Source organism: Acinetobacter minutum (genome assembly GCF_035916735.1).
Classification (GTDB): domain Bacteria; phylum Pseudomonadota; class Gammaproteobacteria; order Pseudomonadales; family Moraxellaceae; genus Acinetobacter.
Map to the genome: position 1 here is coordinate 49,983 of NZ_JAQIHG010000003.1, position 12,609 is coordinate 62,591.

The following is a 12,609-nucleotide window of genomic DNA, read 5'->3' on the forward strand; positions in this document are numbered from 1 at the left end:
CTAGCCCCTAACCATGGGGCTTTTTAATGTCTGTATGCTTTGTAGTGTAGATCTTTTTCCAGACTACCTAATCAAAATCCAATTCAAAAAATTCAGCCACCTATTTGGCAATATTGGTTTTTAGCAGCTTGGCATCCATATACACAAAAGGCTTATTCAATCTAGCATTATAAATCACGCGCCTTCTTGGAATTTCTTCATACTGTAAATTTTGTAATTCAGGAGAATTAGACTTCAAAACCTCCCAATATTCCACATGGGTATAAGGGCTATCAATTAGACAAAGCGAATCTTGATCTGATTGATAAAAATCATAGGCGCTGCCGATGATTTTTTTTGGAAGTGCCAAAAGATGCCAATATTACTCATTTGAGAATATTTTTTCAGGTTCAATATATTGAATTGGATTATATGGATGTTCTGACACTTTTATCTTAGGCATTTTTTTAAACATATTATTTTTGTAGATGGAATATGAAATATAATTAAAAGCATTCTTGCTTGCCACCCCTATATAAACATTACACAAGCTTTTAAAAATATTCCCACCATAATTAATATATCTAAACTTAAAATTCCAAATTTTCATATGCTCTTTTTTTTCATATTTAACCATCCTACACTCTTGCTCCTCCCTAAATGAAAAGCTTTTAAACAAATAATTAATTTCCGCTAAAACCTCATGTATCAGATTACTATATGAATCAAACTCATAACACAACTCCCTCATTGTTCTTAATAAATACATTACATAGTTGTTTTTAAAATCCAAGGATTTGTTATAGAGAAACCATCTTTGATTAATATAATCAAACCCATACTCATGGTATTCTTGGATAAATGACAATCTATTTCTACCCGCCAATTCCAAATACCCAGTTTTCTCATCTAAATATATACATCTATATAATGAGAATAAATTCTTTGTTTTCTTACGACTATTTAAAAAAAATCCCTTATCCACAGTTAAACTTACACCCGAACACTCTACATCATTTGTCCTACCATACAATCTAAATTGATTCAAGGAGTTATGATTAAATGTAAAACATGATATATATGGTATTCTTTCAAAATCAACCTGGATGTTATTGTTTTCTATTAATAAAAAATTAAAGAGCATCTTTCCTTCAGTAGGATCATTCATATAATCAGGTGCATTAAGTCTAAAAGTAGATTTTTTATTTATTAACTGATCAAAAACATATAAATTTGTATAATGTGCGACTTTACGCTCATATTTATTATTAAATCTAATCTTAAGATTATCTTTGATCAAAATTTTTAATATGATGCAAATTGATATAATTGGTATATGCAATCTAGCCTTTTCCACAAGTTCAAAATCTTTATCAAAATACCCTTCATCTATATCAAATTTATCAAATTTCAAATAAAAATCTATTAAAAAATATTCAAATCTTAATCTTCTTTTTTCCAACTTGAAATCTTTTCCACGCGTATTAAAATTAACAAAATTATCATTAAAAATATTAGAAGCACAGAAAAGCAGAGCCAAAAGTTTATATTTTAAAAATTTAGTTTTTAGAGCAGCAGCAAATATCTCACCTTTGTATTTTCTATAATCATCAGCAGCACTAATTGAATACAAATGCCTAACATTCCAATAATTCAAATATTCACGAAATGCTTTATAAAATAAGTCAACATCATTATCCCTTATATAATTATCAATTTCTTTTAAAATATTTTCTTTGATTTCTTGCTTTGAGAAATCTTTTTGTTTTATTTTTAATATTAATTCTATTTTTAAAATAGAAAAATATTTTCTTAACATTATATTTAAATATTTACTTTCTTTCATAAAAAATAAGGGCTGATTAATCAGCCCTTATCTTCACTCAATTTAATTTACTTTTCAATAAATTAAGACAATTGAGCCGCAGCAATTTTCTTAGTATCTACTTCGCCAGCTTCAGAAGTATATTCTTCCATTTTGTCGAAGTTCAAATACTTGTAGATGTCTGAAGCCATGCTGTCGATTTGCGCAGCATATTGCTGATATTCTTCCGGAGTAGGAAGTTTACCCAATACCGCAGCAACAGATGCAAGCTCAGCAGACGCCAAGTATACGTTAGAACCTTGACCTAAACGGTTCGGGAAGTTACGGGTAGAAGTCGAAACAACAGTTGTGTTCGGTGCTACACGCGCCTGGTTACCCATACACAATGAACAGCCTGGCATTTCAGTACGTGCGCCAGCTTTACCGTAGATGTTGTAGAAACCTTCTTCCATCAACTGGTGTTGGTCCATACGTGTCGGAGGAGCCAACCATAAACGAGTAGACAATGAACCGCTTGGAACTTTATCTAGAAGTTTACCCGCTGCACGGAAGTGACCGATGTTAGTCATACAAGAACCGATGAACACTTCATCAATCTTGTCGCCTTGAACTTCAGAAAGAAGTTTTGCATCGTCTGGATCGTTCGGGCAGCAAAGGATTGGTTCTTTGATGTCAGCAAGATCGATTTCATACACTTTGGTGTATTCAGCGTCAGCATCTGCTTTGATCAGGCTTGGATTCGCCAACCATTTTTCCATGTTTTCAACACGGCGTGCCATAGTACGCGCATCGCCATAACCTTCTGCGATCATCCACTTCAACATGGTGATGTTAGAACGTAGGTATTCAGCAACTTTCTCTTCAGAAAGTGTGATTGAACAGCCTGCAGCAGAACGTTCAGCAGAAGCATCAGAAAGTTCGAATGCTTGCTCAACAGTTAGGTCAGTTTCCATTTCAGACAAGTCGATCTCAAGGATACGACCAGAGAAGATGTTCTTCTTACCTTTTTTCTCTACAGTCAAGTCACCCGCTTTGATTGCGTAGTAAGGAATTGCATGTACAAGGTCACGTAGTGTGATACCAGGCTGCATTTTACCCTTGAACTTCACAAGTACAGACTCAGGCATGTCAAGAGGCATAACACCCGTTGCAGCTGCGAATGCAACTAGACCAGAACCTGCTGGGAATGAAATACCGATTGGGAAACGAGTATGTGAGTCACCACCAGTACCTACGGTATCAGGAAGCAACATACGGTTTAACCAAGAGTGGATAATACCGTCGCCTGGACGAAGAGAAACACCACCACGGTTCATGATGAAGTCTGGTAGTGTGTGATGCATTGTTACGTCAACTGGTTTTGGATACGCAGCAGTGTGACAGAAAGATTGCATTACGAGGTCAGCAGAGAAGCCCAAGCAAGCCAAGTCTTTTAACTCATCACGAGTCATTGGACCAGTCGTATCTTGAGAACCTACAGTTGTCATTTTCGGTTCGCAGTAAGTACCTGGACGAACACCTTGACCTTCAGGAAGTCCACATGCGCGACCTACCATCTTCTGAGCTTGAGTGAAGCCTTTACCAGAGTCAGCAGGTTGTACTGGAGTACGGAACAATGTAGATGGTGCTAGACCCAAAGCTTCACGCGCTTTAGCAGTCAAGCCACGGCCGATGATCAAGTTAATACGACCACCTGCACGTACTTCGTCTAGAAGTACTGGAGTTTTCAATTCAGCTTCAGCAATTTGCTCGCCGTTTTTGAACGCAGTAACTTTAGCTGCAGCACGATCGATTTTAAGGGTAATTTCATCACCCATGTTCATGTTAGAAACATCGATCTCAACTGGCAATGCACCCGCATCTTCCATGGTGTTGAAGAAGATCGGCGCAATTTTACCACCTAGGCAGTAACCACCTTCTTTTTTGTTTGGAATGTGCGCGATTTCGTCACCGAAGAACCAAAGCACTGAGTTAGTTGCAGACTTACGAGAAGAACCTGTACCAACAACGTCGCCCACGTAAGCAACTTGGTTGCCTTTCGCGATCAATTCTTTGATTTGGCTCAATGGACCAACTTCACCTGGTTTTTCAGGGTTGATACCATCACGTTCGTTTTTCAACATTGCATTTGCGTGCAATGGAATGTCTGGACGGCTCCATGCGTCTTGTGCAGGTGACAAGTCGTCAGTGTTAGTTTCGCCAGTCACTTTGAAAACGGTCAGTTTGATTTCTTCTGGAACGTCTGCACGGTTTGTAAACCATTCAGCATCAGCCCAAGACTGAAGTACAGCTTGTGCATTTGCATTGCCAGCTTTTGCTTTATCAGCAACGTCATGGAATGCATCAAATACTAGAAGCGTTTTTTTCAATGCTTCAGCAGCTAGGCCAGCCAATTCTGCATTGTCTAGCAATTCAACAAGAGGTGCTACGTTGTAACCACCAAGCATAGTGCCAAGTAAGTAAACTGCACGTTCTTTAGAAACAAGTGGAGAAACAGCTTCACCTTTTGCAACAGCAGCCAAGAAAGCAGCTTTTACATAAGCAGCTTGGTCAACACCTGCAGGAACACGGTTTTCAAGCAAATCTACTAAGAATGCTTCTTCACCCGCTGGTGGATTTTTTAATAATTGGACCAACTCAGCAGTTTGAGCATCATCAAGTGGCTTCGGTGGGACTCCGAGTGCGGCACGTTCTGCAACGTGTTGGCGGTAAGCTTCTAGCACGGTTTATTCCTCTTTTTAAAAAATTACTTGTAAATTCCAGCTTTGTATAAGCTTCACAAGCAATATGGACTGCAAAATTCTACTAAAATTCCAGTTAAAAGTTAATGCAAGCAGCGTGTTTCTTTGTTATGCCCGTTATTTTATATCTAAATGATGTTCATATTGATGATGGAATAAGCGGTCATACTCAAATCTTGCACTTTACCTTGCAACATTTACCCTTTGTACTGGATTTCACACATAAAAAAGGCAACACATGTTGCCTTGTTTTCGTTTTAAACCATATACCACTTTAGTGAACCGTGGTTGCGTCAAGATAGCTTTTCAAGGCTTCTCGATCACCACAAAATCTCACCTGAATCTCATCCTCATGCCACATACTATGGTCTGCACTGGCGAAAGAAATTTTAACTTGATACAACTTGGCCTGTTCATCAATCACACTATCAATTTCGACCTGATCCCCCAAGCTTAAAACGTAATGGCTGCCTCCAATGACCATAACGCCTTTCTCATCTTCCAAGAGCAAATCTGAATTATGCAGATAACCTACCACTTTCATTGTTCGCTCCTTATGATCATTAAAATTTAGTTCATTATTGATGATTTATCAGACACTTTCACCTTTTAGTATCGAGCTAAATGTGACAATTTATGTGCAATATCTGCTTAGGCTATTTTATTGCTCGCAAAAATAAACCGTTCTTAGAACGGCTTATAATTTGGCATCTTGTCGTGAGCGGTTTTTAAACAGCGCTGATACGCTTTTTCCTTAAATTGCTCACGGAAAGTATCTTTATCCTGTTTCACTTCAGCATCAGAATACTGATAGGCCTCATCAATCAACTGCATCACCATTTTTTTGATGATTGGATCCTGAACCTGATTGGCATGTGTGACTGCCTGATCTTTTGGAATAATATTTTGGCGATCCAGCATAATAGAGCGTGCTGCATTGCCAATACTTTTACAGTAGCCCTTCCATTGCTCTTCCGGGGTAAGCGGCTTTTTCTCAGCACAACCGACCAATGCCACCATTACACCTAAAACCAAGAATTTTTTCATTGTCTTACTCCTGCTGCGCACTCATCATACCGCAATGCAGCACTTTGTGTAGAGGCAAAGAAAAAATTGCTCTGAAATTCAACTCACACATCCTGCAGGTACGAATAGTGGAACTGAATGAATTCAGTATTTTTTAACTCAATCTTGAAATGACGTTGGGAATACTCTGCTGCAAACACTGTCTGAGCAATACATGATCTTAAAATAAAACGACTGAGCCAATCGATTGACTCAGTCGTTCCAAGATTAATCCTACACCAAGCACTTGAGTGATAACCTAAGACCATCCAGAAGCCTATTGTGCTTTTGAATGACCCTTTTATGCCTTGTTAAAATAGTTAAAAGGCAACTTCAGATAACGTATACCATTGGCTTCCGGCTCAGGGAATTTACCCCCATCCATATTGACCTGAATCGACGGTAAAATCAGTTTCGGCATCGCCAATGTGGCATCACGCTGCTGACGCATTTCCACAAATTGCTGTTTAGGTGTGTCCTGCTTCAGATGGATATTGCTGGTCTTTTGCGTTTTGATATCAGTTTCACAAACGTAATGGTCACGTCCTTCCGGCTTGTAGTCATGGCACAGAAAAACACGCGTGTGCTCTGGCAATTCATACAAACGTTGTACCGAATCAAACAAGATCGATGCACTGCCTTTCGGGAAGTCACAACGTGCTGTTCCATAGTCCGGCATAAACAGGGTATCACCAACAAACACCGCATCACCGATCACATAGCTCAGACAGGCCGGTGTATGCCCCGGTGTCGGAATGTTATAGGCTTGCAGCTCACCAATCTGGAAATGCTCATAGTCATCAAACAGATAATCAAAGGATTGGTGCGAATTAAAATATTTGATGTCCAGATTATAAATCGCACTAAAGGTTTCCTGCACGACAGCAATTTTGTTGCTCATCGCGATCTGGCCACCTAGTTGCTCCTTGAGATACTGCGATGCTGTCATGTGATCAGCATGCACATGCGTTTCAAGAATCCACTGTACGCTCAAGCATTCATGCTGCACATACTCAATAATCTGGTCTGCATGCGTAGTGGTGGTGGTGGCAGAGGCCGGATCATAGTCCAGCACACTGTCGATAATCGCACATTTTTTGCTTGTTGGATCACTCACCACATAGCTAAAGGTGTTGGTGGCATCATCAAAAAAATCTTGTACGATCGGTTTTAACTGCGTCATGAACGGCCTCCTAACAATTGACGGTGAATCATGACCCCGGCAAACATCGCAAGGATAAAATACAGGGCTTCATAATGACCCAAACCAATCAGAGTCAAACTTGGTGCAGGACAGATGCCTGCAATTCCCCAACCTATACCGAACAATAACCCACCAATCACCAATTTGGCATCAATTTGTGTGTTATTCGGTAAATCAATCGGTTCATGAAATACGGTTTGCGGTTTTGGACTACGCATAGCTTTTTGGAAAGGAATAAATGCCACCATAATGGCACCACCCATCACAAAAGCCAGACTCGCATCCCAGTCACCAAACACATCCAGGAAATCTAGGACTTTTTCCGGATTGGACATCCCCGATACGATCAAGCCGACAGAAAACAATCCACCAAAGATAAAGGCCAATAAATTTTTCATGACAAGCCTCCCAATAGATGGCGAATGACATAGACAGTCACAAACCCGGCAAACATAAAGCTTAAGGTTGCAACAATCGAACGTTTAGATAGACGGCTGATCCCGCAAATACCATGACCACTGGTACAACCCGAGCCTAAGCGCGTACCGAAACCTACCAATAAACCCGCTACAACCATCATCCACGGACTGGCACTGAGTTCAATATTAGGTGTAGTTACAAAACCATAAAAGAACGGCACAACAAACAGCCCGAGCAGGAACCATAACGCTGGTGTTTTAAAAAGCGTCTGAGGATTCATGACCTGGGCAATCAAACCACTAATCCCGGCAATTCTGCCATGAACATACAGATAGCCCACGACAGCTAGACCGAGTATTGCCCCACCGATAAAAGCAAGGAGAAAATCGTGCATTGCTCAACACCTTTACAATATATAATTTTATATTATATAATTTTTATAATTAATCAAGTCCTATCGTGAGGAATTTTGATTTGGAAAATTTCAATCCAAACCGACACATTGATTTTAGTAATGTTCCTGTCGTAACCAGCTGTTTAAAGGCACTGTCTAATCCCGATCGTCTGAAGATTTTATGCAGCCTGAGCCAGGGTGAACAAAATGTACAGCAAATTGAACAGCTAACGGGTATTCAGCAGCCCACGCTGTCCCAACAGCTCACCGTACTGCGCAAGGCAGAAATGGTTGCGACACGCCGTGAGGGCAAACAGATTTTTTATCAGATTTGTGATGTCAAAGTACTACAGCTGATGCAAACTCTATACGCTTTATATTGTGTAGATCAGCCAGTAAATCCTTAAATCCTCTAACATTCCACACCCTTATTTAACGAACAGAGCGGTTTGCACCGCTCTTGTTTAGAAACGCCAATGATAGAACAAGTCAATTGCACGCTCGAGCGACTGGCTCGCTTCAAAATACAGTCGTTTGTTCATTTGATAACGCAAAGTCAGTTTGTTCACTGGCGTGAATACCCCCACCCCATAACGAATAAACAGGTCGGGTGTGAGATAACCCGTCAAACTGACTTGGGTATCATCCCCTGTTCCCTGTGCGTCCAAAGCCAAACCACTCAAACCAAAACTGCGGCCAATCTGATTGGTCAAGGCACGTGTACCTCCCAAGCCCAAGCTAATCCCGGCTGCGGCAATGGTATTATTCACGTCTGATTTAAAGCTCTCGGTCTGGCTCAAACCACTGGTACCTTCATTGATCCGTCCCGTAATCATGGCATTTAATGCTTCCTGCTCAGACAGACCGGCATCGTTATACACTTGAATATTCGGGCTGGCTGCTGTGCCCGTCACCCGAATACCCACCAAACTGCCTTGTACCGTTTTATTGGCATCAATATCCAGAGTTGGGTTGGAGGCCGGACCATTGAAACGGGCAATTGCACGGTTCAAATCCAGACTTTGACCATACGCCTCAATTTTGACACGTTGGCTGACTCCAATCGCACCACTGGCACGCATGGCTGTTTCGGTTCCACGTTGAGACAAATACAAACGGCCAATCAACGGAATACGACTGTCAAAGCCCTGGAAAATTACCCGATTACCCAAATTGACCTGCAAATCGGCACGGATATCCCATGGTTTGGCTGCACGTAGAATGGCCAACTGATTTTGGCCTTCACGTATGATTCGTACATCAGAAGACACATTGACAATCGGTGCAGAGGCTTGTGGCATTGAGATCAAGGCACGTGGAACGTCGATTTTACCATTCACAGTTAAACGCCGATCCGCTGGTAAAACTTCCATATTGAGTTCTGGCGTGACTGAAGCGGTAATGAGGGGAGCCTGACGCATCACCAAATTTTCGCCTTTCAGACTCAACCGAATCCGAGGTTTATCCTGCCAGTTAATCTCCCCATTCAACAACCCTACACCCCGGCCACTATTAAATGCTCCCTTAATCGTCGCGGAGTTCTGACGAATGGAAGAATATACTTGCACATTACTGAGATTGACAGGCAGCGATAACATGCTGATGGCACCATTTTTCAGGCGCATCTCGCCATTGAGTAAAGGATTCGTCAATGTTCCATTTACCTTACCTGCAAAAGACAAGGTGCCGCCCATAGAACGTACATCCCGGATAAATGGCTTGAATACCGCCAACTGCACTTCACTGAATGCGACTTCACCACGCATTGGCTTGGCCGCTTGATAAGGATCAATCACCACATTGGCGTAGCCTGTCCCGATATTTGGCGTTTTTACATCTAAACGTAATAACAGGCCTTCAGCCACACTTTTTCCGATCAGGCTAAGCTCATCATAATTCATGGTCATGGCAGGATCTTGTGGATCATCGGGTGCTAAACCTATCTCCCCCTTCCGGGTAACCAAGCGTGCATCCAGCTTCGGCCGGTTGCCATTGCTCCATGATGCTTTGGCATATCCATTCAATTTACCTGTAAGCGCCAAACCTTCTGGAACAAAGGCCTGAAAATCCTGTAAATCCAGATTTTGGGAAACCAGCGAAACATTGCCATTGGCACGGCTCACCCGCATCGATTGATCAAGACAAATCTGACTGCGTGGACTGGTCCAGCAATGCTGCCCGATAAACAGCGAAGCTCTGGCTTTGGAATACAATAACGGTGCATTCTGCTGCTGAACCAGATGAATCCGGTAAGAATCAAAATCACCTTTCTGGATTTGGCCTAACCAATCATTTTGTGGATTAAAGCCACCGGCTAGCTGTACATAAAATTTTGAAAGGCGGTTCTGTGCCGAAATACGGACCAAGTGTGCTTGCCGTGTTCCAGCGAGAGAAATTTCAGCCCCATCTAAACTCCGCTTGCCACTACGGAACTGCTCCAGTTTGGCGGTCAATAGGGTTGGCGTTTGTGCTGCTGTGGGTAACTCACCTTGAACACGCAGTTTTTTCACACTGAACAGTTCGTTAAAGCCAAAATTATCAACTGCGAGGTTCGCTGTTGCCTTTAAACGAGGGACTGATTGTACATCCAGATAGCCATAGGCTCGGCCACGCAGACCGGAATAGAGTTGATTCAAGGCCGGTGCATTGATTTTGACTTTCAAGCTTTGTGTGTTGCCGGTTGCCTGAAGCTGGTTATTGGCATACACCAGATATAAATTGCGTGCCTCAAACTGCTGCGGTAAAAAGCCTTGTTGTCGTGAATCCAGCAACAAAGTCAAGTTGCCCCGACCTCGCAACGGTTTATTGTTGAGTGTCCCCGCCACATTCAGCTTTTCAATATTAATCCGTTTCAGCTGCTCTCCCCAGTTGCCCTGGGTTCTGATATTGCCTGACAGGTCACCCGTTAAAGAAGCAACAAAATATTGCGGTTTAAAATGCACCAGAGAGGCATTGAGATCCCAACCGATGCCATTTTGCAGATTAACCATCCCCTGCGCATAAATTTTCCCGGCAACCCCACTATGCTGTAACTGACGCACCTGAATCAAACTTGGCGTACCCGCAATCTGCAGTTTCAGCAGCCCATCGGTGTGCTGTATCCCGTTGAGTGAGCCATCATAGTTCACGGCGAAACTCTTGAACTGACCACCAGCTTTAGGGTCCTGGAACAGCAAGGCGATTGTGCTACGCCCGACCAGTTGCACCTGTTCTTGTTGTGCGGTCTGCACCACTTGACCGGTCAGATTAATTTCATTGAGCTGAATAATATGCTGGTTGGGTTTGGCATAAGCATGCACCTTGACCCGACCATTCAGATGATTAACTGGTGCTTGAGCAACTACCGTTTGCAAATCAAAATCTTTCGCCTGCAAGTCTGCATTCCACTGCAACTGGCGCTTTTCAGAAGGCAATATGACTGAGCCCGTGCCGGTCACCCGTTGTTGCTCCTGCTGGAAAGTAAAAGCAGGAATGTTCAGGCGATTGTTGTTCAGATTCAAACGTGCCTGATAGTGCCCGGTCGGTAAGCGGCCCTGCTGATGTTGACGCACCACACTGGACAGTAACATATCCTGACGGCCAGGTAAGAGGGTCATTTTTAACTGCCCTGAATCACTGCTCAGCCAACCGATATAAGGTACGGCACGATCAATCCCTTGCCAGCCAATATCCAAAAACATCGGTTTGGCTTTGGCTGTCGTTTGTTGTGCTTGGTTCAGCGTCAATGACCAATTTTCATAACGGTCAAAGTCGATCTGACCTTTAACCTGTAATCCTTTCGCCAGAGTCCCACTGGAAGCGATATTGGCATCGAGCATGGGCGGCAGAAAATCGCGGATCACCTGTGGAATAATTTTGTCTTTAGGATTAAGCCGCTCGACCCGACCATTCGCTTTCCAGGTCACGGCATCTTTCCAGCCTAAAATGCCAGCCAGCTTGACAGTTCCGGACATGACCTGCCCCGTGAGGGACTGCACATCCAGTTGACGCACATAATCCGTGTGCATTTGTGCCTGATATTGACCTTGTGGGATATATTTGCCACTCAGGTCACTCTGCACCTGAATATCCATACCACGTGTATTCGCCTGAAACTTGGCTAGACCGTTTTTAGTGAACAGCTTCTGTTCGAGCAACAACGGCCATTCATAGTCCTTAAACTTGACTTGACCAAACATCGGAACACCTTGACGCACCGGATGCAAAACAATCCAACCTGTCAACAGATCTGGTGTATAAGTTTCCACGCCTGCAGCAATGGTATCTAATGAGCCTTTCGCTACCACACGGATATCATGGATATTCAGATTGCGCAGCGCAGGCAGATTGACATCGCCCACGGCATGGAGGGGATATTTTCCATCAAATCGGATCATCCCGCTGGCATTCCGCACAGCCAGATAGCCCATATCCATCCGACTATCGATAAATTTCAGTTCACTCCCCAGCCATGAGGCCTCATTCAGCTGGATGTCATAAAAATCGACGGCCGCTTTACTGGTTTTAATCAGCAAATGATCAAAATCTGCACGATCAACATACAAGGCGAACGGTAAACGAATCGGTGCAAACTGGAATTCTTTATTGCTCGGTGGTTTTTTATAAATGATCTGTAAGTTTTTCACATCCGCGGTATGCAGATGGATTTCTTTGTGGATCACGGCACGCCAACCCAAGGTGACATCGGCACGATCTATCTTGACGTCAACTGCTTTTAAATTCACCCAGATGTTTTTTAGGATAATACCGTGCAGTAAATTGCCACTTTCATACTGATAGGAGATAATTTTCTGCTGTTCCAGCACCCGATCCAGCAAAAATTTACTGCCACGGTCTGTAGAAAACATCACGAGCACAGCTGAAACCAGCAGTAACACCACGATCCCGAGTGTTAATACAATACTGCGTCCCATACGCCGTTTTTTGACCAACGGCGTTGTGGTGGTTTCTTGCTGTTCTACGTCAGACATACAAATCCTGC

The 12,609-nt window shown here is 42.7% G+C and carries 10 protein-coding genes; 1 reads left to right on the top strand and 9 read right to left on the bottom strand.

The features are described from left to right. Positions 1-100 precede the first annotated feature (100 nt). From PAE54_RS02170 to PAE54_RS02205, 8 genes are all read right to left on the bottom strand, one after another. Complete coding sequence (locus tag PAE54_RS02170) at positions 101-349, bottom strand: hypothetical protein (RefSeq protein WP_326518255.1); 249 nt, start codon at positions 347-349, stop codon at positions 101-103. A 12-nt stretch (positions 350-361) separates the two neighbouring features. After that, positions 362-1,825, bottom strand: a complete 1,464-nt coding sequence (locus tag PAE54_RS02175; RefSeq protein WP_326518256.1) for a hypothetical protein — start codon at positions 1,823-1,825, stop codon at positions 362-364. 62 nt (positions 1,826-1,887) lie between these two features. Continuing rightward, positions 1,888-4,527 (bottom strand): bifunctional aconitate hydratase 2/2-methylisocitrate dehydratase, encoded by a 2,640-nt coding sequence (locus tag PAE54_RS02180; RefSeq protein ID WP_273776785.1) that lies wholly within the window; start codon positions 4,525-4,527, stop codon positions 1,888-1,890. A gap of 292 nt (positions 4,528-4,819) precedes the next feature. Further along, positions 4,820-5,089, bottom strand: coding sequence for a hypothetical protein (locus PAE54_RS02185; RefSeq protein WP_273776786.1), 270 nt, complete (start codon positions 5,087-5,089; stop codon positions 4,820-4,822). Between the two features lie 143 nt (positions 5,090-5,232). Continuing rightward, positions 5,233-5,592, bottom strand: coding sequence for a hypothetical protein (locus PAE54_RS02190; RefSeq protein WP_326518257.1), 360 nt, complete (start codon positions 5,590-5,592; stop codon positions 5,233-5,235). Positions 5,593-5,911: 319 nt separating this feature from the next. After that, positions 5,912-6,793: an MBL fold metallo-hydrolase gene (locus tag PAE54_RS02195; RefSeq protein WP_326518258.1), complete on the bottom strand. Its 882-nt coding sequence runs from the start codon at positions 6,791-6,793 to the stop codon at positions 5,912-5,914. Continuing rightward, positions 6,790-7,212: a DUF6691 family protein gene (locus tag PAE54_RS02200; RefSeq protein ID WP_273776789.1), complete on the bottom strand. Its 423-nt coding sequence runs from the start codon at positions 7,210-7,212 to the stop codon at positions 6,790-6,792. Before PAE54_RS02200 ends, PAE54_RS02195 begins: the two co-directional genes overlap by 4 nt. Continuing rightward, positions 7,209-7,628: a YeeE/YedE family protein gene (locus tag PAE54_RS02205; protein WP_273776790.1), complete on the bottom strand. Its 420-nt coding sequence runs from the start codon at positions 7,626-7,628 to the stop codon at positions 7,209-7,211. Before PAE54_RS02205 ends, PAE54_RS02200 begins: the two co-directional genes overlap by 4 nt. An 80-nt stretch (positions 7,629-7,708) precedes the next feature. Between PAE54_RS02205 and PAE54_RS02210 the strand changes: the two genes are divergently transcribed. Further along, positions 7,709-8,035 (top strand): metalloregulator ArsR/SmtB family transcription factor, encoded by a 327-nt coding sequence (locus tag PAE54_RS02210; RefSeq protein WP_326518259.1) that lies wholly within the window; start codon positions 7,709-7,711, stop codon positions 8,033-8,035. Between the two features lie 57 nt (positions 8,036-8,092). Here the strand turns inward: PAE54_RS02210 and PAE54_RS02215 are convergent, their stop codons facing one another. Further along, a complete protein-coding gene (locus tag PAE54_RS02215) occupies positions 8,093-12,598 on the bottom strand; it encodes a translocation/assembly module TamB domain-containing protein (protein WP_326518260.1) in 4,506 nt (1,501 codons plus the stop codon). Between the last annotated feature and the right edge of the window lie 11 nt (positions 12,599-12,609).

What these genes read in the sequence shown, in the direction of transcription:
- PAE54_RS02200 (WP_273776789.1), bottom strand. Translation starts at nt 7,212, where the DNA reads ATGAAAAATTTATTGGCCTTTATCTTTGGTGGATTGTTTTCTGTCGGC.
- PAE54_RS02205 (WP_273776790.1), bottom strand. Translation starts at nt 7,628, where the DNA reads ATGCACGATTTTCTCCTTGCTTTTATCGGTGGGGCAATACTCGGTCTA.
- PAE54_RS02215 (WP_326518260.1), bottom strand. Translation starts at nt 12,598, where the DNA reads ATGTCTGACGTAGAACAGCAAGAAACCACCACAACGCCGTTGGTCAAA.
- PAE54_RS02175 (WP_326518256.1), bottom strand. Translation starts at nt 1,825, where the DNA reads ATGAAAGAAAGTAAATATTTAAATATAATGTTAAGAAAATATTTTTCT.
- PAE54_RS02190 (WP_326518257.1), bottom strand. Translation starts at nt 5,592, where the DNA reads ATGAAAAAATTCTTGGTTTTAGGTGTAATGGTGGCATTGGTCGGTTGT.
- PAE54_RS02195 (WP_326518258.1), bottom strand. Translation starts at nt 6,793, where the DNA reads ATGACGCAGTTAAAACCGATCGTACAAGATTTTTTTGATGATGCCACC.
- PAE54_RS02185 (WP_273776786.1), bottom strand. Translation starts at nt 5,089, where the DNA reads ATGAAAGTGGTAGGTTATCTGCATAATTCAGATTTGCTCTTGGAAGAT.